The organism is Vibrio sp. S9_S30 (genome assembly GCF_014694455.1).
In the GTDB taxonomy this organism is placed as follows: Bacteria; Pseudomonadota; Gammaproteobacteria; order Enterobacterales; family Vibrionaceae; genus Vibrio.
In genome coordinates, this window is sequence record NZ_JAAUWT010000011.1 from 101,911 (window position 1) to 123,204 (window position 21,294).

Here is a 21,294-nt window from a genome sequence, read left to right on the forward strand (position 1 = left end):
CATTACCTCTCACATGGGCACTTTTTCTTCTGATAAGTTATTGAGCTCTGCAACATGAAATAGAGCTTCCAAATTAATTAAGATCACATGCCCTTCTTTCGCCGGAACGATGCCTACAATGAAATTTTCATCTACCGTTAACGACATATTCGGGGCGGGCTTAATATCGTTGGTGTCCAAGGCATACACCTCAGATACCGCATCGACAATGATGCCTAATGGCTGACCATGTGTATCATTTAAAACAATGACCACTGTTGTTGCATTAATGACCGCTGGTTCAAGATTGAAGCGTTTTCTCAAATCAACAATGGGAACATATTCCCCTCGGATTTCTAAGACACCATATAAATAGCTAGGTGCATTGGGAACTGAGCGTACGTTGCTCCAACCTCTGACTTCTCTCACATCCAAAATGGGGACTGCATATTCTTCTTCATTTAAGATGAAACTCAGGAATTCTTGTATTGCCATCCTTCACCCTGCCTCAAGTATGGTTTCCATGTTGAGCAATGCATCGGTGTCTAACAGAGACATCACTTGCTCTTCCACATTGAGTAGCCCAACCGTAAATGGGGTCACCGCGGAGTCCCCCAGAGCTGGGGTCAACTCTTTATTACCTTGGCTCACAACATCGGAAACCGCATCGACAACCAACCCCATCAATCGATCCGTATCCGCATTTGCACAGCGAAGAACGAGAACCACGGTAGTCGGAAGGTAAACGCAATCACCAATACCAAAACGGACTCGAAGATCCACTACAGGTACAATCATGCCTCTTAGGTTGATGACCCCTTTAACAAAATTGGGGGAACGAGGAATGGGAGTGGGTCGCTCCCAGACGCGAATTTCTTCCACATCTCGAATGTCGATGCCGTACAGCTCGCCAGCCAAGCAAAAACTTAGAAAATCAGCATTTTCGCTGATATCGCTATCGGAAATGGCGTCGCTTTCGACAACCTGAATAGCTTCATTCACGGTGACTCCTTAGGCCGCGACGCCTTTACTGTCTGACTGACGGTTCAAAAATGAGGTAATCAGCCCTTGGATATCCAAGATCAAAGAGACCGAACCGTCACCAAGAATGGTGGCCCCTGAAATACCAGCAACTTTGCTGTAGTTCGATTCGAGGCTTTTAATCACAACTTGTTGCTGATCCAGCAACTCATCTATCAACAGCCCAACTCGATTACCGGCCGCTTCGACCAAGCAAAGAATCCGTCCTTCGAGCTCTCCGCTTTCCCCCATTTCAAACTCTTCGTGCAAACGCAGCACAGGGATATTTTCCTCTCGAAGACGATATAACTCGACGCCACCTGCCGCGTGTTTCACACACTGTGTATCAATTTGAATGGACTCAATAATGGTCAGCAACGGAATAACGTAGACTTCTCCGGCAACCTTAACGAGTTGCCCATCTAAAATAGCAAGTGTGAGTGGCAGGCTAATGGTAAACGTGCTGCCAATACCAAGTCGGGATTCAACTTCAATATGCCCCCCTAACTCTTCGATGTTTCTTTTAACAACATCCATACCAACACCACGCCCAGAAATATCCGACACTTCATCTGCGGTAGAGAAACCCGGAGCAAATATCAAATTCACCACTTGTTTGTCGGTCATTTCTTCACGTCGAGATTCAGGGGGCAACACCCCCTTATCGAACGCTTTCTGCCAAAGCTTGTTGCTATCGATGCCAGCGCCATCATCTTTCACTACAACAATAATGGCGCCCCCTTGATGGAAAGCGTTCAACTCAATAACGCCCATCTCTGGTTTTCCTTGCGCTTGCCTTTGCTCTGGAAGTTCCAAACCGTGGTCGATTCCATTTCTTACTAAATGAACCAACGGGTCCACAATGCGTTCCAACACGGTTTTGTCTAACTCGGTATTTTCGCCTTTTATCTGTAAGTCAACATGTTTCCCCAAACGGCTGGATAAGTCGCGTACCAACCTTGGAAATCGGCTGAACGCAAAGCTCATTGGAAGCATACGAATATTCAGGACGTTTTCTTGGAGGTCCTTGCTGTTTTGCAGAAGTTGATCCAACCCCGATTTCAACTTTTCCAATTTATCGACCGTGAAATCATTCCCAATCTCGGTAAGCATCGACTGCGTGATCACCAACTCGCCAACGAGATTGATTAAACTATCCACCTTGTCGATATCCACGCGAATCGAACTCACACTTGACTCGGATTTCGCGGGTTTAGCTGCTGACTTTTGAGGTTCTTTCGATTTGAGCTCAGGGGGAGCGGCTACTTGCGGTTCTTGGGATATGATTTCTGTTTCGGTTTCTGTCTCAGGCGCTGGCGGCGCAACTTCCTCTTTTTGGGCATTTTCGCGCTGCACATCCAAGTCACACTGATCTTCTACCCACTCAAAGATTTCGCGGATATCACCTTCAGCGATGCTACCGGAAAGCGTCATTTGCCAACTCAAGTAACAAAGCTCTGCTTCAAGTGCACTTAACTCGGGTAAATCAGAGGTATTGCATACAATGCTGCAATCTGGGTCCAATTCAACAACTTCACCCAGAATTCTAAGTGGGTCATTACCACTAAAGAATAAATCAGAATGTGGGGTAAAAGAGACATGCCAAGGAGCACAATCAGGTGAGCTTTCAGCATGATCAGACTGTGCCCCAGTTTCCTCCGTTGATGAAGAGGGTTGAGCTGGAGCACTGTCTGGAGAATCAAGCAATAACGCTAAAGCTTGATTCACTTCTTCTTTTAACGCTGACTCGACAGGTGTATCGTTTTCATACCCTTCCAGCATTTCGGTAATGCAATCGCAACTTTTAAGCAATATATCGACGCTGCGCCGAGTGAGGCTCATTTTTCCGTTGCGGACTTCATCTAGGTAAGCTTCGACGTTATGGGTGAACTCACTGATGTCGAGCAAATTAAAAGTGGCGGCACCGCCCTTTATTGAGTGGGCGGCACGAAATATGGTATTGATGGTTTCTAACTCGACGTCCTCTGGGTCGAGGTCCAACAATATGGTTTCGAGCACTTCTAAGTTTTCACGACATTCCTCGTAAAACATCTTACGAAGTTGGTTCATATCTAAAGCCATAGATCACCTACCTAAATCTTGCATCGCGCTCTCTTACATGTGCGTTGCTTTTATATAACGCGCTTGATGGTTTTTAGGAGTGTTTCAGGATTGAATGGCTTGACCAACCACCCCGTTGCCCCTACCGATTTGCCTTGTTGCTTTTTCTCTATACTGGTTTCTGTCGTCAGCATCAAAATAGGAATAAACTTATAATGAGGGTTTCCTCGGATGGCTTTTACAAGCTCAAACCCTCCCATAATTGGCATGTTTACGTCTGATATCACGATATCAAACTTGGTCATTTTTGCTTTTTTTAGTGCATCACTCCCATCGTTCGCGGTTTCTACATCGTAACCAGCGTCCCTTAAAGTGTGACTAACCATTTGACGGATCGATACAGAGTCATCGACAGCGAGAATCTTGGTCATAAAAATCCCTCTCAATTCCTTAATTTTCAAACACACTTTGTAAGTCGAGTAACTTGATACTTTCTTGTAAATCAATAGGAACATTGACAAGTCGTATATCAGTATTTGCCAGCTTGGCACTAAAGAAAAGAGACGCCAATGCTTGCAATCCAGCAGCATCAACTCTAACAACGGCGGAAGCATCAATAATTAGCTCTTCGTGACAATCGAGCCATTGTTGATACTCATTCTTGATGTTTAGGACGTTACCAATCTCTAAGGATTCTTCTAGTTGACGTTCCATATACCCATCCCTTCGACCTATCCATTATCGGAGTTGACGTTTGATTTGAGTGTAGGAGAGATTCTTTGTTTATCAACAATAAAAGTACGTAATCGGCTTAATTTACACTTAAGTGCAAATGACTGCACACACCAAAATTTAGCCATTTAATTGTCGATACGCGTAAAAATTTCATTAATAAACAAATATATAAATAAAACGACATTCTTTCTAATCTCGTTAATGGAACTCATTTTTGGGGCTCAATCATCACCAAAAAAATAATTTATTTTTTTCGTTATTCGCTAAAAAATGTGTAAATGTGATTGGAAGGGAAAACAAAATTTACACTGTAAATTTCAGACCGTTAGCGATTTATGGTGGGGCATCTTTTGGGGTATAAAAGTCGACTTTATCCGTCTACGTCCATTAAACTCCGCCAGACTAGGAATATACAAACTTTTCCTTGTTTAACGTTATTCTTGCCTAACGCCTAAACGGCAGATAACGATCTGTATCCGCCGTCTCATGGTGACATGGGTAACTCTTGAAATTTCTTACGATTTACACTGTAAATCCTTAAGCGCAATCAACACTTGCTTACGCAAGTAAGCATCGAGTGCTTTCTTTCCGGTAAAACCGTACTGGCTCGAAACCTTAGACCAAGTGTGATGCTGCAAAAATAACGCTATGAATGGGTAGAGCGTGACTTTCTTTGATTCAGGTAACGTGGATATCAACCATGCACTTAAGATATGGCTGATGGATGCCTCGCCATTACCACCATGCGCATAGCGAGATAGCATTTGGATTTGGTGTTCAGACAATATCGGTGCTTCTGATCGCCATTGCAAAAAGAACTGAGAAACCAAGGCTGGTTCGAGTGTGCTCAATCCTTTGGGTAGTTGCGAAATAAAGTTATTTTGCCAATACGGAATGGCGCTTTGAAACCAAGATAAATGAGTGCTTGGACGCACCATCATGACAGAATGGCAACCACTGGCTTGGTCTCTCGTATTGCCAATTCGAATCACTTGATATTGGTTTTCCTGCCAAAAGCGGAGCAGCTCATCGGTTGCGCCAAAGCTGGTGGACAAATACTGAATATCATCTAAATGAGCATGAAGCTCGGACAACATTTTAGCCCCCACACCTTGTCTTTGAGCATCTGGGTGAACCGCAATTCTCATCACCCGCGCGCTCTGCTGTTGTGCCGCTTCATCGAACCCCAGATGGTTCGCTATGCTGGCAGGAACCAAATGCCCTTTTGGTCGCCTTTTCCCATTCACAATGTCGGAAATCACATCCAAAGGAAGATTCCCCTCTCTTACCGTCGTGAGAACGCCAAGAAGTTTATTGCCCTCCATCGTTGCCAGCCAGAGTGCAACGTGGTCGTCATTGAGTATCTGAAACAGATCATTGGGGGTGGTCTGATAATGAGCATTAACGAGTAGACCAAAGCAACGTTTAAGAAGGGCTTTGTCTTCAAGAAGAACGCTTTTATCTAGGCGAGAAAAAGCCAAATGCTCCGTATCCATTTCAGATGAAAAGCCATTTTCTTCGAGTTCCGCATCCAACAAAAAGGCATCGAATAACCAGGTTTCAACTGGATCATTTTTCGCCCACCGAATGGGCTGACTTAAGGACAGGGAACGCCAACCAGCACGATGCTGCTGTAACCATCGAGTAAACTTAAGCGTAAACCCTCGTCCACAGCCTTCATAGCCATGCACCGTAGTTGAGAAAACCATGCGGTGATAGCGCTCCGTCATGCGAATAAGAAGCGGAATAGGAACCGCCGATGCTTCATCAACAATGAGTAAATCACAGACTGGCAAGGTCAACAGCAATTCATCTGGAGCAATAAAACGCAAGCGACTCCCGTTTTCCAACTCGATGACATGCGCTCGCTTGTTCTTTTCTACACCAAGCTGTTGCTGAGCATGCTCAAAAATAGGGGCTATTGCGAGAGTGGAGGGCGCGGTAACAAGAATATCGACTTTATAATCCACCATCATCTTCGCCGCAGCAATACCGATTGCGGCAGACTTCCCTCGCCCCCTGTCGGCCGTCATGACAAGCGGTCGCCTTCGTTTTCCAGTGAGAACTTTTTGAATAGCATCAATCGCCAATAACTGGTCGTCAAAAGTAGACGGAGGGTACTGAAGCAACTTTTCTGGTAGCACTGGCACCTTTTTCGACTGTGCAATGTGTATCGCACTCTTTAGGTGTACTTGCAACCAACGCGTACCGAAATGATTCGTTAACTTATGGAGGTTAACCAAAAAGACCACTCCGCCTCCCACAACAGCACCGCAAGCAGCCGTAAAACTGTTGGCATCGAACCCATCGGAACAATCGTAGATGAGCGCTTTCATTTCTGTGCCGAGTAATTTCGTCCCATACTTGAATGGCTTTGTGTCGGCGCCTCGAAGTGGCTTCCCTCCCAGCTTGAAAACACGTTCACTCGTAGGGATTGCGTATTGAATGGCAGATTCGAGTGTAGTCTCAACCCACTCTTCACCACCGGATACTTCCACCAAATAACGGTACTGATTGTGGGCGGCGATATTGAAAAGCTGGGTAATGTAGTCCGAGTGGGTCACGTAAAACCTGCATAAAATAATCGAAGATTGGGTGGCATGTTATCAGTGATCCTGCGGCAAGCTCAAGAAGACAAAAACAGACAGCGCCCATAACAGAAAAAGTAAAAAGGCCGCTTAGTCAAGCGGCCTTTCATTGAAAGGGAAACCATGATTCTCTAAGAGAGTTTTTCTTGCAAAAAGGCTAAGATCTCATCCATCGTTTGGTTATCGACCTTTTTCATGTTCAAAGAAAGTGCGTTGCCTTTTCTGGTGTAACTCACACGACCTTTTACCAAATCGACTTTTTCTGAACTTGCGGCTTTCTTACTTGGCGACAATTCCTCTATCCAAGCTTCAAGCTGCTCCGTCACTTCTTTCGTAATACGGCTAACGCCTTGGGTTTGTGTGTTTTGCCATACATATCCGTTCTTGCCGTGGCACTTTTTCAATAACGATTTCTGCTGTTCTGTCGTCAGTTGAAAAAATTGTTTGTGCAGTTTAACAATGGTTGGTCGACCTAAATCCCCAACGTTAGGATAAGCACGGAGCAATTCAAGCGGCAATGCGGCAGCTTTCAATGCCCCACTCACTAAGGCTTCACTGCATTGGAATAACGTTGCTAATGCTTTTTGATCGGTGGCTTCTTTGCTGTCTAGCTTTGCCTGCATTTCACGACCACGCTCATACAGTGACAACGGCTTATGAGCATTCGCAACATCGGATAAGAACTTGGCGTGCTCGGTTTCGATGTTTTCAGCCACATAGATTAAGAAGTCTTTTTTAGCCAAAATACACGACATGCGACGTCGGCTACCATCAAGAACTTCAATTTTCCCGTCATGAGTACGACGGCCAACCGCTGGGTACTGCTGCCCTCTTTCTTCCAAGGTCGATAAAATATCAGACAATGCGTGCTGATTGAGGAAGGACTGCTCACGAGCGTTTTGTTCAAACACCAGCGTGTCCGATTCCACTTTGTCAGCAGGCACTTTTACGAGCTCAAAAGAGACCAAATCCTGCCCCGCGACAGCAAGTTCGATAAACTGTGCTTTTTCTTTCGCGGCAGTTTGCGCTTCTTGTGGGGATGTTGCTCGGCGCTTATTGGCTTTACCAAACAACTTAGCATTCAATTCGGATGTTTTCAGTGCCATAAATTAAGACTCCTGATTGAGTGATGACCAGTGACTGTGCATTACACGCTCTAATTCCAATGCGCTTTTTTGAACCGCATCTTGCGCCGTAGAAAGGGTTTTCTTGCCCCCTTCAAAATCCCCTACCGTTAAGTCGAATACGGTACTGTAGGTATCAGCACAGGTTTCAAATGCTCGGCTGCGAGGGATCGTCGCCATCATCACTTGCTCACCTAATAGGTAATTCATTTCTGTTAATACAGAGACTTGTTTTTTGTTGTCATCTTCGAACATCGTCGGCATTAAGCGGACAAACTCAAGCCCCTTCCAGTCTTCAGGGAACATTTCATAAACCGTTGGAAGATGCTGAAAAAAGTTAACCGTAGACGCCCAGTCTAATCTCTTCGCTGCACAGGGGATCAAAAGTGCATTCGACGCGTACATCGCATTCCATACCAAAGGATCCACATGGGGACCGGTATCAATCATAATGATATCAAACTCACCTGCGATTTTGTCTATGAGCTTTTCTTTTAACAAACGGACGATATCCAAAGAGGCATCTTGAGATAGGCTCTGCCACGCTTCAGCATTAAACATGGCATCTTCTGGGAACGCCGAAATCGTCTTCAAATTGGGATACTGAGTCGAGAGCAAAACATTCTTTTGCAAAAACTCGATATCAACCTCAACCCCTTCAGGAACATTATCAAGCATAATATCGACAGCGGAATAAATGTTGTCGTGCTCTGTCACGCTGATTTGTGGGTTAAGAAAGAGTCGTAATGAACCTTGAGGATCAAGGTCAATCAAGCAGATGCGATAACGCTTATCTAAATTCAGTGCTAAACATGCAGCGAGGTGAACCACCGACATCGATTTCCCAGTGCCCCCCTTTTGATTTTGCACGTTGATGATCCATGGTTTGTTATCACCATTCTTCTTACGTTCATGGAACTTAGGGATGCCAGCCGCATCCATCAACATATGCGCTTCTTGAAGGGATATCGAATAGTGATTGGCATTATTCTTTGTAAATTGATGCCCATTCTCTTCTAGCTTCCCAATAGCATCGTCTAGTTTGCGTCTGGTTAAACCTGAACGCGTCTCCATCAACGCTTTCGACATTGGAGGAAAATGATCGTCACTGCGTTCTTCTAATACGATTTCAATTCGGTCGGCTTGAACTTGTTGAGTCTGTTCAGCCAACTCGATTAGATTTTCTATTGTTTTTTCTCGCTTCATCTTTAGGCATCCAAACGAATTAACTATTTCCGCATTGTACAGCATTATCTACAATAGACAATAAAAAGGTGACCAACCACTTTAGAGCGAAATCACATTAAATAAATCTATTTAGTCGAATTCCCTGAAAAAATGACACTTTTGTGATTTAAAAACTACGCCTATTCGGGTCACATACTGCGTTAAATTAAAAGTGTTACAGCATCACTTATTTACACTGTAAACGAAATCTCTCTAGCTAAGCTGTAAACCCAAACGATCCCCGTAGGAATGTCAGCTGTCACTTTTATGACCTAACCGAAAATCCATCAAAACCTTCAACCGATTCCTCGTAGGACAATGTCAACACGCCACAAACTAACACGTTAAATTGACTAGCTATATATGAATTCTTATTAATTCTGAGAAAGTACGATTTTCAATACAGGTCAATCAGCCAAAGATAAGCTCAGGTCGAAAAGTACAGACAACAAAAGATGGCAACGTATTGATTGGGGTTTGAATAAGCGTTCTCACAAGGAGGACAGAAAAAGGGGAGGGCACAACGTCTTCGCGGTCTGAAAGTTGGCGTTTGACCTATGAAAAACAACGGAACGATTATTGAACGCCTACAAATTACGGGGGGTGTAAATCGAATTTTAAATAGGAGGTGCCATGACGTCTCCGATGCCGATATGAAAAAGAAGTCGACAAATTCAGAAGCATGATCAAGTCATGCTTCCTTGATCATGCTTTCAGGCATAATTGACGTCATAGGAAGAATGATCATGGGAAATATCAGCGTAAAATGCATTTCATTGCTGCCGACTTCACACAGATCCAATTCGGATCAATGATCAAGTTGTCTTCTTCCACCGGAAGCATGTAAATTAGCGCCCAACTTACAGAGAGTGTAGATTCAATAAGGTCTTGCTTATTTTTAACCTCTGTCGAGCCATAAACGGAGCATCATCCAATGGACACAAATGATGAGCAAGACAGCCTTGATCATGCTTCAGAAAGCGTGGGTTGTGGAAAAGATAGGGGGCTTTTCTTGTTTACAGTGCATTTCAATAGAATGACACAACAAATTCGGACCATATTGGTATTGGAACTTGATCATTGATCCGTATCTTCCACAATGTAGAAAGGAAAATAAGATGCTCAGTGTGGATAACTTGTTAGAGAGCTTTGATCATGGTTTCGTGTAGCACTTGATCATCCGTTCGATCTACTGATGATCATGGTTTCTGATTTTTTTGATCATGCTTTCAATAACTTAATGATCATCGTTTCGATATTGACATGATCATGCTTCTGAACGGCAAAAAAATAAATCTTTTACTTTCATCAGCTTACAAAGAAATTCTTGCCTAGATCATATGATCACTTAATCAATTTAGATCAAATTAATCATAAAGATCAGTTTTTTAAGAGCCGTAATTTTTTCTTTATTTATGAATAATTTTTCTTTACTCTTTCGGAAAGATAGCAAAATTACGGTCAAGCGGCCATGGATAACAAATGACGTCTGAAGAGAAGATCTTAATCAAGCACCCCCGGAATCATAAAGATGGGCATCTGTTTTTAGTTAATGAGCAAATCGTTGATTGGATTGAACAGTATCAACACTTCAAAGGCGTCACCAAAAGCATTATCGAGCTATTGAACTTAATTTCGCTTCGTGGATTCTCCAGCAAAGATGGGTACGTCTCAACAACAGAGTTAGTGGAAGCCACGGATGGGAAACTGACACGAGCCGCTATCCAGCAACGCCTAAGAGCCGCAGTGAGTATAGGTTTGTTCACACAAACCCCAGTTCGTTTTGAAGAGGGGCTGGCTGGAAAAACCATGCTCCATTCCTTTGTCAACCCAAGCCAATTGATATCCGTTCTAGGCGCCACCAGTTTGATGACGGAATCAAGTAAGCAGAATGAAAAACAGAAACGCTCGAAAGCGTTGGCTCAGACGCAAGTAAATCGGCGTTTACTCAATGAACACGGGTTAAATATTCCCCCCGCGATGAAAGATGAATCAGAACAATTTGTGGTATCGCCAACAAATTGGGCAGGGATCATTGATCAGGCACTTGCACCACCACGCACTCGTAAGAGTTACCAAAAATCGATGGTCTCGATTTCAGGAAGTCGGGCGGTGATCGAGACACGATCGTCAAAAAACATCATGACCGTGGACGATCTGATGACGTTGTTTGCGCTGTTTACCCTCACGGTTCAATACCACGAGCATCATCAAGAAGACTATCAGATGAACGCCCGTCAGGTGCCAAACAAGACGCCTTTGTACATCACGGATATTTTGGCGTTGCGTGGCAAGAAAGACAGTGGACCGGCACGTGACTCGATCCGTGAAAGCATTGATAGGATCGAATACACCGACTTTCAGCTTCATGAACTAACGGGTCGGTGGATGAGCGAAAACATGCCAGAAGGCTTTAAGAGCGATCGTTTTCGTTTTTTGGCCAGAACTATCACCGCATCGGAAGAAGCCCCTTCAGAGGACGCTGCGGGCGAAATACGCATTAAACCGAACCTATACATCCTCGTTTGGGAGCCGTCGTTCTATGAAGAGCTTCTTACTCGAGATTATTTCTTCCTCTTTCCACCGGAAATTCTTCGCCAACATACGCTCGTCTTCCAATTGTATTCCTTCTTCCGTAGCCGCATGTCGCGTCGGTTTACCGATACGATGCTGCTGAGTGAGTTGAACTTGAAACTCGCAAGAAACATCGAATGGCGTAGATTCTCTATGGATCTCATGCGCGAGCTCAAGCGCTTATCGGAAGGGGAGGGCACCGAAGATATGTTTGTGGTTAACCTATGGGGTTATCACATTACGGTCACCAACATCGAAGACAAGTCCAAAGTGGTGGATTATCAACTTGATATCAAATGCGATGTTGAAGAGGTGCTTCGGTACTCTAGGGCTCGTACCACCAACGCAGGTAAGCGAAACATGGCGCCAACGTTGCCTAACCCATTACGGCACGAAATGGTGTCTAAGCAAAAACTGGAAGAGCTTGCTGAGATCATTGATGGTGAGTTTGAACCGATTCAATGCAAACCGTCTTCGCCGAAGGGCAGGCTTGGGCGCAGAGTCAAGTTGCGAAAGCACCTCGTCGAAATCAACGCGGACGAATTGACGATCACTCTGTCCAAATATACCTCCCCAGAGGCTCTAGAACGCAGTATAACGGCTCTTTCCGCTATGACCGGACATTCTCCCGGATCAATCAGAGAGGAGTGTCAGGAGCTCATAGAGAAGCTCGATTGGCTGAGAGTGGGTCAGGATGTTATCCCCTATGAGGTATTGAGTAAAACGATCGAGTTATTCAATGGTCAGCGCGAAGTGAACCACCTATCGATTGAAAAACTCATCAGAGGATTAGCGGTGCGCAAAAAGGTGTGTAAGCAGGTTTTCGAAGGGCATATTGATGAATTAGTCATGCGTGCACTGGATGAAGTCTCAGCAGGGGGATAATTCTTCTTGTGTCACTGAAATGTTCGCGTCGCAGAAAGCGTTAAGTTTTTGATAAATTTGACAATACCCTGACAAGATTGCGTGCGAGTGGTTTATTCTCCCCCAGAAGAGCAACACTTGTTGTTCTTTCCAATGGATTAATAAACGGCTCAATTGTTTATTCAAACAATGACTTACTTTAGCAGGTTGAAAGACCTGCTATTTTTTTGTCTGAAATTGAAAGGAACCACAAGAGAGAGCGGGACTAGAACGTTGATGAAGAGTGAACGTTTTGGAGAGATGGTGAGCCTAATTGATTGAAATAGAAAACGTATTTTTTCTTCGACCTAAAATTAGGGAAGAATGATCAAGGTAATAGATTGATCAAGAGTCATGCTTGATCATCGTTCCGCACAATCACACAGTATTCTAGTCCAGCCTTGATCATGCTTTCGAAATTAAGATCCGTTTTCGATTGCCAAATTTAAGTTTTGCTGTTGTTGAGACATAAATTCCACATGACATTGAATCTGCCTTCGAGATTCTTCGGTCCACCCCGATTGATTGCATTGCTCCAACATCACCACAATTAAATGATCGAGCCTTTTCAGGCACCAGTATTTTAAATCTATCTCAGCGTCAGGGTTGCAAGAGACGGCTTGCAGTTTGGCATAAGCAAAATTGAGGTATTCGTAACTCTTTTGCGGTGATTCTTCTCGTTTGTAGTACTGAAATAGTCTCAAGCACCCGTCCAACCAGCAGGCAATGGCCTTGCTTTGCGCGTCTGTGATCAACGGTCCCCAAATGGCTTCCGGTGGCTGAAGGATCAGTGGAACCAAAGGTCCCACTTGATCATGCTTCCCAGATTGGTACCAATCAGAGATTTCAGCTTGCCAAGCCTCAAGGGAGATCATGCAGCGCTGGTCCACTGTCGTACAAAGTGGTTAATCCCCACTTGATCGTACAAGGGTTGTAAAATACCGCTGGTTGCACGGATCTTGTCCGCCTCTTGAGAGTAGTTCGGCTCCGATTCGACTAAGTTGCCAAATGGAAGATCAGGATCCGGTACCGCAGAAATGAGCAGCTTAGTGTAAGGGTGTTGAGGGTTCGTCAGGATTGAGTTGGTGTCGCCCCATTCAACGATTTGACCTTTGTACATGACCGCAGTTTCTTCGGCGATATAGTGCGCTGTCGCCAAATCGTGTGTGATGTATAAAAAGCCAATGCCCAGTTCTTCTTTCATCCGCTTCATTAAGTTCAATACGCCTAGGCGGATGGACACATCGAGCATGGATGTTGGTTCGTCAGCCAAAATCATTTCAGCACCAACGGCCAGTGCTCGCGCTAGGTTAACACGCTGCCTCTGACCACCGCTCAGCTCGTGTGGGAACTTTTTAAGCGTATCTGCTGGCAACTCCACCAAATCTAAGAGTTCTTGCAGCCTTGCTGGGATCTTAGATTTGTCCGCGATTTGCTTATGAATCTTGATTGGACGTGTAAGGTGGTGCTCAATGGTGTGTGTTGGGTTTAATGAACCAAACGGGTCTTGGAAAACCATTTGTACTTTGCTGCGGTAGGCGAGCACATCTTTCCGGCTCTTTATGTCGTCGATATTTTTACCGCGATAAAGGATTTCACCTTCGGTTGCTGGGTACACTTTCGTCATCAGACGAGCGCACGTACTCTTACCACAACCAGACTCGCCTACTAGGGCCAAAGTTTTGCCTTTGTACAGGCTAAAACTCACGCCTTGTAGCGCTTTAAATGAATCGACTTTTGCAAAGCCGCCGCCAATATTGAACTCTTTGGTCACGTTGTTCAGTTGGATAATGGGTTCGCTCATACTGGCTCTCCTTGCGCTTTCTTGTGCCGTGCTTCATGAATGTTCGGGAACGACGCCCAAAGCTGTTGAGTGTATGGGTGTTGTGGATTGTTGCGAATTTCTTTCGACGTATTCACTTCCACCAGCTCACCATGGCGCATGACGGCAATACGGTCGCACAGTTGACTCATTAAGGCCAAATCGTGAGTAATGAAAAGTACAGAGAATCCAAACTCTTCCCGAAGTTGATAAATCTGTTGAAGGATTTCGCGTTGTACGACGACATCCAATGCCGTTGTTGGTTCGTCCATCACAATCATTTCAGGGTTGAGAGACAGTGCAATAGCAATCACCAAACGCTGACGCATACCACCGCTGAATTGGTGTGGGTATTCAGTGAGGCGTTCACGGGGAATGTTGACCAAATCCAGTAGCTTTTCAGCCCGTGATTTCGCCTCTGCATCGCTAAAGCCTTTGTGGTGACGCAACACATCCGCAAACTGCTCTTGTATCGTCAAAACTGGGTTGAGCGAGTTCATTGCGCTTTGGAAAACCATGGCAATTTCGCTCCAGCGCAGCACTCTTAAATCGTCATCCGACAGGCGAAGAATGTCCTTGCCCTTAAACCAAATTTGTCCACCAGAAATAAAGGCAGGTGCCTTGTGAAGGCGGTTAATAGCAAAAGCAATCGTACTCTTACCGCAGCCGGACTCACCTGCAAGACCAAAAATCTCGCCTTTCCCGATATCAAAGCTGACGGACTTAACCGCATTAAAGTCACCGTTGTCAGTAATGTAATCGACACACAAATCGCGTATCTGGAGAATGGGTTCAGGGTGAAACGCCTGAGGGTGTTTTGACTCACTCATAACAGCTTTTCCGAGATAGAAATGATATTTGTTATCATTACTTATAAATTCGCATTAAAAAATAAGTCAAATGAAAAAGAGTGATAACGGTCATGTATCTATAGGGAGAAAGGTTTGCAAAATGTGAGAAGAATCAACTTATGGGCTCGATATAGTGGATACGTACTCATTACCCTAAAGGGCAATAGCAGTCTCTCACTTTTCGACAGTCATGATCAGAAAGGGGAGGGCATAAATTGCAGCGAATAACTTTTTAAAACTAATACTGGAAAGATAAATTATCAAAATATTAATTGTAAATGCAGGGACATATTATAGGAAATTTTGTCTCTGTCACATTCTGTCTTTAATTGTCTTAACAAGCTCAAAGGCCTTTGTTAAAGATTATGCGTACCTGATATACAAGGTGTTCTGGAGGCAATTATGTCCATTAATTCTATTGATCATTCTGAGATTTCAACAATAGCTGAAAAGTGGGATTTGAAGGATGAAGTCACTGAAGCGCAATCAGACAACAAACGCAAAAAGGCAGAAGCGCGCCGTCGGATTGAAATGCTTCGCGATATTAAAGAAAGCGGCTTAACTTTGGAGGAGGCAGAAGAGCTTGGTTTGCTTCATTAGTATTTTAAGGTATTCGTAACATCCTTAAACCCAACGAAGCGGGCACTCTTTTAAAGGAAAGTATTTGTCTGTGTTTGTACCCAAGTAACCGATTCTGTGTTACTTGGGTATTGTTCTTCGAGCACTTGTTCTTCAAGTCATAGTCTGAGTTGTGTATCCATGGTAGGTAAACCTAGATCGAATTAGTGTGAGCATTGTAGAGTCGCTAATCGTTTAAGCGTTCGCATCCTGCGCTTTGCCATGTTCTCTCGTGATTCACTTGGGATAGCGGCCACCCCTTCGTAGTTCATGCCTATATCTTTGAGCATATGCTGGCTTTGGTAAGGAATTTCCGCATATTGTTGGCGCACTTTCTTCTTCCAAGCTTTCTCTTCTCTTTTCAATTCAGCGTTCACTAGCCAAAACGCCAAACGAATGTACACAGACTGACTCATATGTGGCTCCTTTATTGATTTTTCAGATCTTTACTCTCTAACGGATTCTTTTATTATCAAGACGAAAAGATGAAGAAAAATAGAAATAAAATAAAAGGATTTCACCTTTATGCGTTACTGGAAAGCTCTGGCGTATTGTCGAGATACATTGGTGACTGAGGAATGGAAGAGCGTATCACTAGACGATATTACTCAGGCATTGGGTTGTACTCGTCGTAATGCGCAGCTGGTCATCAAACGGCTAACAGAAGAAGGCAATATTGGGTGGAAGCCTGGAGTAGGGCGTGGGAATTTGCCTCAAGCAATACTGTTGAAATCGGTCAATGAACGGGTTGAGCGTCACGCTAAGCGTTTGATGAAAGAAGGAAAAACGGAACAAGCCATTGCTCTTGTTCCTGCCAGTGAACGCGATCAATTTATTGTTGAATTCGTGGCGCAATACCAAACAGGCGTTGGGGACGAGCATATTCTCCAAGTGCCGTTTTATCGGGGAACTCACAACCTCGATGTTATTGGTATATCTCGGCGTTCAGAATCACACATTGCTAATCATTTGTATGCTCGCCTTGTTTTTTGGGATAACAGTACTCAAGAGTTCAAAGGTGATCTCGCTCATTATTGGGAAAAAACAGAGCAAGGTGTGTTGTTTTATTTGCGAAAAGGGCTGCGCTTTCATGATGGTAGCCCCATTCTAGCGGATGACATTCGACGGCACTTTGAACGCTTGATGAGCTCCTCTTATTCAACCAAGGTTATATATCAATTTATCGATCACGTCGCGGTACATGATGACTGGCGCATTGAATTTTTGAGTAAAGCCTTACCCGATTTGATTCCTAACTTGCTTTCTTCCTGTGTGATGGGCATTGCCAAAAAGGACAAGGGGCGCATTATTGGGTCGGGACCGTTTATGCTGCAAGAACAAACGGAATGGCGAACGCTATTGAATGTCTTTCCGTATTATCACGGACATCGCCCTTGGATCGATGGTGTTGAGATTTGGAACGTGGGCGACAAAGCCAAAGACTTTGAGCTCAACAGTGATGTTGTGCATGGTGTCCATCTCCAAAACCGCTCCAGAGACGGCTTTGAAGAGAAAACACAGTGGGAGCAAGGGTGCATTTATGCCCAACTCAACCCGAATCGCTTTGCATGGATGAAAAAGCGGTCACATCGAAAGTGGCTTCAATATGTGATTCGCTCCATGCCTTTACCTGAGGTGACTTGGGGGGAAGACGTTGCGTACGCAGAAGGCATGACGAAGTCGCCTGTACTCGAAAAAGTGAACCTAGGTAGAGAGCCGCTTATGCCAGAGGTGTTGCCTTCAGAGCCATTGAAAATAGTGACTTATCAGCTCGGTATTCATATTGCTACTGCCCAACAGATCTACGAGGCGTTATCGTCGCGAGGTGTCGAGTGTGAATTGATGGTGTATGCATTTCCGAAATTTGATCTGGTCGAGACTTTGGTGAAAGCGGACATCATTGTGAGCGGAGAAGTGTTTGCGGAAGATATCGAACTTTCTTGGATGTCTTGGTTCCTCAGTACCAACACCAGTAACGCCTGCTTGGTGCCCAAATATATGGACTGGGTAAAAGATAAAGTCGTGCGCGCTATGCAACTCCCCAACAAACCTCAAAGACTAAAACAATTAGAGCAAACCGAACAATCACTGGTTGCTAAAGGCTTATATCAGCCTATTTTTCATATTCGACAGCATATGAGTGTCTCCGAGAAACTGACTACAACCACACTGTTACCTAATGGGTGGATAGACTTCACGCAAGTGGTGATCAAACCCAGTGGATAGGATTTACATTGTAAATTTGAGTCGTATTCGGTGTTCAAATAAATAGGGAAGGCAATGAACAAAAAAGTAGTGTTAACACAATACAATCAGTTTGAGCGAATCAACATTAACCTAACGGGTTACCAGAGGCACCAAACAGAGGAAGTGGTTCGTTTGGTGTCAGAGAGCACACATGGCAGCCTCATCTCATATTTTCATTTAAGTGATGCCAACGTGGACGCCGCCATTGATGCGCAAGTGAATTACTTCAAAACAATACAGCGCAATGTTGAGTGGAAAGTTTACGATTTTGATTCCCCGAGCGACATGGGGGAAAGATTAGAGAACAAAGGATTTGTGGCAGACGATCCCGAATCCTTTATGGTGTTGGATCTCGACGCCATTGAGGATCAGCTCCCTGTGTCTGGCAGTGTTGTCGAAGTCAGTGATGAGGCAGGCATTCGAGATGCGGTTACCGTTCAAGAAGCCGTTTGGAAAACCGATCTCAGTGGGCACTTCGATTACCTCAGTAACTTCAAGCGCACCCAACCGGATCAAATCACCATTTATGTGGTGTACGACAACAATGAACCAGTGAGCTCTGGCTGGATAACCTATAATGGCGATAGCCCATTCGCGGGCATCTGGGGTGGCAGTACCTTGGAAGCGTACCGAGGGAAGGGCTGTTATACCGCCCTTCTGCACCAACGAATCAATGACGCTAAACGCCGCGGGATACGTTACCTCACCATTGATGCATCTGATATGAGCAAACCCATTGTCGAAAAACACGGGTTTCAGCAGCTCGCTGTCACAACCCCTTTCAACTACGACATTGAAAACAAGAATGAATAACGTTGATGTCGTTCCTATTTCTTCGGAAGATGCGACGCACCAGGTATTGCCGGAAAGATGATCAAGGCAGTAATGGGGGCGTATGCTTCTGCCCAAAGCGTTTCGCTCTGGTGTGTCGAACAAACGGGCAATGTATCCGTATTTGAGAAAATAGGCTTCAATATCGCGCAACGTATTGAATCTAATATCTTAATCCTTACTGATGGTAGCCCTGCCATTGAAGTGCAAATGACAATCGATGTAAAACGAAAGGAATAACTCAATGCTTATCGGACAAGTATCTCAATCCACTGGCTTAACCACCAAAGCGATTCGACTCTATGAAGAAAAGGGACTTATTCAGCCTCCCGCTCGTCGAGGTCATTATCGAGTCTACTCTGAAGAAGACCTTGATGTGCTTCAATTGATTGTCGAAGCAAAGTCACTTGGCGTGACATTAGCGCAACTGAAAGGCGTGATTACTTATCGAGATGGTGAAGTGGATTGGCAAAAAGTGCATCAATTTTTGTTAGAAGTAAAAAAGAATCTACAAATTGAACTTGATAGGGTGCTGAAAAATATAGAAAAAATAGATAATTGCATCGAATCTATGGATTCTTGCCCAAAAAGTCGTTGACTCTGACCCTAAGGGCAAAGATGTAATGCTTGTCTGCTTAGTTAAATGGAAATCAGACAATGAAAAAAATACTGTTACTTAATGCCAACCCGAAGTCATCAAGTTTTGCTAAACTGCTGGCCGATTCTTATGAAGTTGAAGCTAGAGAGAAAGCAGAAGTTCGTCGAATGAACCTGTCAGAGATGGAGTTTAATCTCAGCTTGGACACTGGCTACGATAGTGAGCAGCCACTAGAACCAAGTTTGGACGCCTTTCAGCAAGCGATCACTTGGGCGGATCATATCGTGGTTATTTCCCCGATATGGTGGGGAGGCATTCCGGCTAAGTTTAAAGGGCTGCTAGATAGATCCATCCTACCTGGCTTTGCGTTCAAGTATGAAAAGGGCAGTGCAGAGCCGGCTCAACTTCTAACAGGAAAGACGGTTCGACTCATACTCACAATGGATGCACCGGAAGAGTATTTGGAATATCAAGCGAAACCCGTTTTGGATCAACTCGATCTATTCACATTCCAATTCAGCGGAATGTCACCGGCAAAAGTTAATTTGTTTGGATCGATAATTGGTTCTGATGAAGCTCAAAGACGGCAATGGCTAACAGAGGTCGCTGAATTAGGGGCTTCTGAATCAGTGAAATGATTAATCAACAAGAAAGGCGAGTGGCAGTGAGACTGAGTCTGCTGCTCGTTTCTGCATTATTAAAGGTACCCAATGACACCGACTCAACACGCTTTCTTAAATCAATATCTTGATACCTTGCCTCAAAGCGAAAGAGACACTGTTCCCCAGATAACCGCTGAGTATTTTTGTGCCGACGAATACAACGCCAATGAATGCGCGCGCTTAATTAATGAAGGCACTAAAACTGCTTCATGTAGCTTGAAACAAGGCTACGATATCGAAGATGAACCCTTGCCCGTTGTTGGGCGATTGACCCTAGTCTTAAACTGGAAAGAAGAACCCGTTTGTATCGTGAAGCTAACAGACGTTTCTTTTTGTCCGTTTGAGGAGGTAACCGAAGAGTTTGCAAAAGCCGAAGGCGAAGGAGACGGCACCTATGAATGGTGGCATACCGCGCATGTGAACTTTTTTACTCAATATGCCAAGGAAATCGGTGCCGAGTTTAATGCGTCGTCAGAGTTAGTACTGGAAAGGTTCGAAAAAGTGTTTCCTTTGTAACTTTCATTTCAAAAGCCATTTATTACCCAAGTTTGGGTTATTTAATTGGTCAAAACCAATCAACAACCCGTTTTCTTTCCCAAAGTGTTACGCTCACGCCGTCTACGTTAGCTTGGCACTGCTCAATATTCGGGGTGATACCGTCGGGCTTTTGCGCTTGATAAAGCGTATGAATTTGATTGATTTCTCGGTTTTTGACGCCTATCTTCGCGGCAATTTTTCCTTCAATACTGCAATATCGCGCCCCAGCAATTGCCATTCCTTTGCTGGAAGTTGTTGTGAGGCAATAAGAGAGAAATCCAGCCGATTGAGATACTGGGCGATCTCTTCTGGAGAGTCGCTGGCGATTTCCAATTGCATAATAAACGTTAAACCAAGTGAAAATCGCAGTAAAAGACCGAGGGTATTCCAGTCCACATTTTGAGCAGATTCGGAGCCGTATCCTCGACGTAGATCGATACTTTTGACTCCCGTGCCTAGGTTAAATAAAACAAACATCATACCCGACAGGGTAATGTCACGGATCTGAACGAACGAAGCGGGGGAGGTGTTTTTGTTTTTTCTACCCATCACCCCATGGTGGATTTCAAATCATCGCCTTCTGGTGACTATTTCCGATGTGAATTGATTGAAGAGGAATGGAATACACTCAGCCAGCCTGTGGAAGTCTCTTTCTATCGCCGCTCACTTACCGACACGTTCAACGCCATTACTCAAAGTGGCTTAGTCGTCGCCCAGTTTTCAGAAGGGGAGGTGACTGAAAAAGTAAAAGCGCTATCGGAAGAGAGATACCAAAGGCTGAAAACTCGCCCTCAATTTATGTTTATAAAGTGCCGATGCAGGTAGCTTGAAGGTTAGCTTTACTCGTCTATACGACGGGTTGGACATTGTTAAAAATGTTTTTTGCCTAATTCACATATTGATTTTTTTACCTACTT

The 21,294-nt window shown here is 44.4% G+C and carries 24 protein-coding genes; 10 read left to right on the plus strand and 14 right to left on the minus strand.

Annotation, left to right across the window (positions count from 1 at the left end; translation table 11 throughout):
- Positions 1-9: 9 nt before the first annotated feature.
- The 8 genes from HC752_RS14330 to HC752_RS14365 all read right to left on the minus strand — a co-directional run bounded on the left by HC752_RS14330 (position 10) and on the right by HC752_RS14365 (position 8,713).
- Positions 10-474 (minus strand): chemotaxis protein CheW, encoded by a 465-nt coding sequence (locus tag HC752_RS14330; RefSeq protein ID WP_190335854.1) that lies wholly within the window; start codon positions 472-474, stop codon positions 10-12.
- A gap of 3 nt (positions 475-477) precedes the next feature.
- Positions 478-981, minus strand: coding sequence for a chemotaxis protein CheW (locus tag HC752_RS14335; RefSeq protein WP_190335855.1), 504 nt, complete (start codon positions 979-981; stop codon positions 478-480).
- Between the two features lie 9 nt (positions 982-990).
- A complete protein-coding gene (locus tag HC752_RS14340; protein WP_190335856.1) occupies positions 991-3,081 on the minus strand; it encodes a chemotaxis protein CheA in 2,091 nt (696 codons plus the stop codon).
- A gap of 50 nt (positions 3,082-3,131) precedes the next feature.
- Positions 3,132-3,491: a response regulator gene (locus HC752_RS14345; RefSeq protein ID WP_190335857.1), complete on the minus strand. Its 360-nt coding sequence runs from the start codon at positions 3,489-3,491 to the stop codon at positions 3,132-3,134.
- A 19-nt stretch (positions 3,492-3,510) separates the two neighbouring features.
- On the minus strand, positions 3,511-3,774 hold the full coding sequence (locus HC752_RS14350; RefSeq protein WP_190335858.1) for an STAS domain-containing protein: 264 nt from the start codon (positions 3,772-3,774) through the stop codon (positions 3,511-3,513).
- A gap of 536 nt (positions 3,775-4,310) precedes the next feature.
- On the minus strand, positions 4,311-6,359 hold the full coding sequence (locus tag HC752_RS14355; RefSeq protein WP_190335859.1) for a GNAT family N-acetyltransferase: 2,049 nt from the start codon (positions 6,357-6,359) through the stop codon (positions 4,311-4,313).
- Between the two features lie 155 nt (positions 6,360-6,514).
- Positions 6,515-7,489, minus strand: coding sequence for a ParB/RepB/Spo0J family partition protein (locus HC752_RS14360; RefSeq protein ID WP_190335860.1), 975 nt, complete (start codon positions 7,487-7,489; stop codon positions 6,515-6,517).
- 3 nt (positions 7,490-7,492) lie between these two features.
- Entirely contained in the window at positions 7,493-8,713 is a 1,221-nt protein-coding gene (locus HC752_RS14365; protein ID WP_190335861.1) for a ParA family protein, read from the minus strand.
- A gap of 955 nt (positions 8,714-9,668) precedes the next feature.
- On the opposite strand from HC752_RS14365, the gene HC752_RS14370 reads away from it, so the two are divergent.
- The gene (locus HC752_RS14370) at positions 9,669-9,818 is read left to right on the plus strand and encodes a hypothetical protein (protein WP_190335862.1); all 150 of its coding nucleotides are present in this window, start codon (positions 9,669-9,671) and stop codon (positions 9,816-9,818) included.
- 398 nt (positions 9,819-10,216) lie between these two features.
- Positions 10,217-12,193, plus strand: coding sequence for a replication initiator protein RctB domain-containing protein (locus tag HC752_RS14375; protein WP_190335863.1), 1,977 nt, complete (start codon positions 10,217-10,219; stop codon positions 12,191-12,193).
- A 437-nt stretch (positions 12,194-12,630) separates the two neighbouring features.
- On the opposite strand, the gene HC752_RS14380 is transcribed toward HC752_RS14375, so the two are convergent.
- The 3 genes from HC752_RS14380 to HC752_RS14390 are packed head-to-tail and all read right to left on the minus strand — an operon-like array spanning position 12,631 to position 14,863.
- Positions 12,631-13,086: a transcriptional regulator gene (locus HC752_RS14380; RefSeq protein WP_190335864.1), complete on the minus strand. Its 456-nt coding sequence runs from the start codon at positions 13,084-13,086 to the stop codon at positions 12,631-12,633.
- Positions 13,083-14,015: an ATP-binding cassette domain-containing protein gene (locus HC752_RS14385; RefSeq protein ID WP_190335865.1), complete on the minus strand. Its 933-nt coding sequence runs from the start codon at positions 14,013-14,015 to the stop codon at positions 13,083-13,085. The genes HC752_RS14380 and HC752_RS14385 overlap by 4 nt, the downstream gene beginning before the upstream one ends.
- Complete coding sequence (locus tag HC752_RS14390; protein WP_190335866.1) at positions 14,012-14,863, minus strand: ABC transporter ATP-binding protein; 852 nt, start codon at positions 14,861-14,863, stop codon at positions 14,012-14,014. Before HC752_RS14390 ends, HC752_RS14385 begins: the two co-directional genes overlap by 4 nt.
- A 423-nt stretch (positions 14,864-15,286) precedes the next feature.
- Here HC752_RS14390 and HC752_RS14395 point away from each other — a divergent pair, with 423 nt between their 5' ends.
- On the plus strand, positions 15,287-15,484 hold the full coding sequence (locus tag HC752_RS14395) for a hypothetical protein (protein WP_190335867.1): 198 nt from the start codon (positions 15,287-15,289) through the stop codon (positions 15,482-15,484).
- Between the two features lie 182 nt (positions 15,485-15,666).
- Here the strand turns inward: HC752_RS14395 and HC752_RS14400 are convergent, their stop codons facing one another.
- Positions 15,667-15,918, minus strand: coding sequence for a hypothetical protein (locus tag HC752_RS14400; RefSeq protein WP_190335868.1), 252 nt, complete (start codon positions 15,916-15,918; stop codon positions 15,667-15,669).
- Positions 15,919-16,027: 109 nt separating this feature from the next.
- On the opposite strand from HC752_RS14400, the gene HC752_RS14405 reads away from it, so the two are divergent.
- The 6 genes from HC752_RS14405 to HC752_RS14430 all read left to right on the plus strand — a co-directional run bounded on the left by HC752_RS14405 (position 16,028) and on the right by HC752_RS14430 (position 20,356).
- Positions 16,028-17,728, plus strand: a complete 1,701-nt coding sequence (locus HC752_RS14405; protein ID WP_190335869.1) for an ABC transporter substrate-binding protein — start codon at positions 16,028-16,030, stop codon at positions 17,726-17,728.
- A 54-nt stretch (positions 17,729-17,782) separates the two neighbouring features.
- The gene (locus tag HC752_RS14410) at positions 17,783-18,562 is read left to right on the plus strand and encodes a GNAT family N-acetyltransferase (RefSeq protein WP_190335870.1); all 780 of its coding nucleotides are present in this window, start codon (positions 17,783-17,785) and stop codon (positions 18,560-18,562) included.
- Between the two features lie 57 nt (positions 18,563-18,619).
- A complete protein-coding gene (locus HC752_RS14415; RefSeq protein WP_190335871.1) occupies positions 18,620-18,820 on the plus strand; it encodes a hypothetical protein in 201 nt (66 codons plus the stop codon).
- A gap of 4 nt (positions 18,821-18,824) precedes the next feature.
- Positions 18,825-19,178, plus strand: coding sequence for a MerR family transcriptional regulator (locus tag HC752_RS14420; RefSeq protein WP_190335872.1), 354 nt, complete (start codon positions 18,825-18,827; stop codon positions 19,176-19,178).
- Between the two features lie 59 nt (positions 19,179-19,237).
- Entirely contained in the window at positions 19,238-19,816 is a 579-nt protein-coding gene (locus HC752_RS14425; RefSeq protein WP_190335873.1) for an NAD(P)H-dependent oxidoreductase, read from the plus strand.
- A gap of 72 nt (positions 19,817-19,888) precedes the next feature.
- Positions 19,889-20,356: an ASCH domain-containing protein gene (locus HC752_RS14430; RefSeq protein WP_190335874.1), complete on the plus strand. Its 468-nt coding sequence runs from the start codon at positions 19,889-19,891 to the stop codon at positions 20,354-20,356.
- Between the two features lie 49 nt (positions 20,357-20,405).
- On the opposite strand, the gene HC752_RS14435 is transcribed toward HC752_RS14430, so the two are convergent.
- Complete coding sequence (locus HC752_RS14435; RefSeq protein WP_190335954.1) at positions 20,406-20,615, minus strand: hypothetical protein; 210 nt, start codon at positions 20,613-20,615, stop codon at positions 20,406-20,408.
- A complete protein-coding gene (locus HC752_RS24690) occupies positions 20,558-20,926 on the minus strand; it encodes a hypothetical protein (RefSeq protein ID WP_202987900.1) in 369 nt (122 codons plus the stop codon). The genes HC752_RS14435 and HC752_RS24690 overlap by 58 nt, the downstream gene beginning before the upstream one ends.
- Positions 20,927-20,932: 6 nt before the next feature.
- On the opposite strand from HC752_RS24690, the gene HC752_RS14445 reads away from it, so the two are divergent.
- Entirely contained in the window at positions 20,933-21,202 is a 270-nt protein-coding gene (locus tag HC752_RS14445) for a hypothetical protein (protein WP_190335875.1), read from the plus strand.
- Positions 21,203-21,294: the final 92 nt, after the last annotated feature.

What these genes read in the sequence shown, in the direction of transcription:
- HC752_RS14385 (WP_190335865.1), bottom strand. Translation starts at nt 14,015, where the DNA reads ATGAGCGAACCCATTATCCAACTGAACAACGTGACCAAAGAGTTCAAT.
- HC752_RS14445 (WP_190335875.1), top strand. Translation starts at nt 20,933, where the DNA reads ATGGTGGATTTCAAATCATCGCCTTCTGGTGACTATTTCCGATGTGAA.
- HC752_RS14340 (WP_190335856.1), bottom strand. Translation starts at nt 3,081, where the DNA reads ATGGCTTTAGATATGAACCAACTTCGTAAGATGTTTTACGAGGAATGT.
- HC752_RS14415 (WP_190335871.1), top strand. Translation starts at nt 18,620, where the DNA reads ATGATCAAGGCAGTAATGGGGGCGTATGCTTCTGCCCAAAGCGTTTCG.
- HC752_RS14420 (WP_190335872.1), top strand. Translation starts at nt 18,825, where the DNA reads ATGCTTATCGGACAAGTATCTCAATCCACTGGCTTAACCACCAAAGCG.
- HC752_RS14395 (WP_190335867.1), top strand. Translation starts at nt 15,287, where the DNA reads ATGTCCATTAATTCTATTGATCATTCTGAGATTTCAACAATAGCTGAA.
- HC752_RS14425 (WP_190335873.1), top strand. Translation starts at nt 19,238, where the DNA reads ATGAAAAAAATACTGTTACTTAATGCCAACCCGAAGTCATCAAGTTTT.
- HC752_RS14390 (WP_190335866.1), bottom strand. Translation starts at nt 14,863, where the DNA reads ATGAGTGAGTCAAAACACCCTCAGGCGTTTCACCCTGAACCCATTCTC.
- HC752_RS14370 (WP_190335862.1), top strand. Translation starts at nt 9,669, where the DNA reads ATGGACACAAATGATGAGCAAGACAGCCTTGATCATGCTTCAGAAAGC.
- HC752_RS14430 (WP_190335874.1), top strand. Translation starts at nt 19,889, where the DNA reads ATGACACCGACTCAACACGCTTTCTTAAATCAATATCTTGATACCTTG.
- HC752_RS14330 (WP_190335854.1), bottom strand. Translation starts at nt 474, where the DNA reads ATGGCAATACAAGAATTCCTGAGTTTCATCTTAAATGAAGAAGAATAT.
- HC752_RS14375 (WP_190335863.1), top strand. Translation starts at nt 10,217, where the DNA reads ATGACGTCTGAAGAGAAGATCTTAATCAAGCACCCCCGGAATCATAAA.
- HC752_RS14350 (WP_190335858.1), bottom strand. Translation starts at nt 3,774, where the DNA reads ATGGAACGTCAACTAGAAGAATCCTTAGAGATTGGTAACGTCCTAAAC.
- HC752_RS14400 (WP_190335868.1), bottom strand. Translation starts at nt 15,918, where the DNA reads ATGAGTCAGTCTGTGTACATTCGTTTGGCGTTTTGGCTAGTGAACGCT.
- HC752_RS14365 (WP_190335861.1), bottom strand. Translation starts at nt 8,713, where the DNA reads ATGAAGCGAGAAAAAACAATAGAAAATCTAATCGAGTTGGCTGAACAG.
- HC752_RS14405 (WP_190335869.1), top strand. Translation starts at nt 16,028, where the DNA reads ATGCGTTACTGGAAAGCTCTGGCGTATTGTCGAGATACATTGGTGACT.
- HC752_RS14345 (WP_190335857.1), bottom strand. Translation starts at nt 3,491, where the DNA reads ATGACCAAGATTCTCGCTGTCGATGACTCTGTATCGATCCGTCAAATG.
- HC752_RS14435 (WP_190335954.1), bottom strand. Translation starts at nt 20,615, where the DNA reads ATGGCAATTGCTGGGGCGCGATATTGCAGTATTGAAGGAAAAATTGCC.
- HC752_RS14360 (WP_190335860.1), bottom strand. Translation starts at nt 7,489, where the DNA reads ATGGCACTGAAAACATCCGAATTGAATGCTAAGTTGTTTGGTAAAGCC.
- HC752_RS24690 (WP_202987900.1), bottom strand. Translation starts at nt 20,926, where the DNA reads ATGGGTAGAAAAAACAAAAACACCTCCCCCGCTTCGTTCGTTCAGATC.
- HC752_RS14380 (WP_190335864.1), bottom strand. Translation starts at nt 13,086, where the DNA reads ATGATCTCCCTTGAGGCTTGGCAAGCTGAAATCTCTGATTGGTACCAA.
- HC752_RS14410 (WP_190335870.1), top strand. Translation starts at nt 17,783, where the DNA reads ATGAACAAAAAAGTAGTGTTAACACAATACAATCAGTTTGAGCGAATC.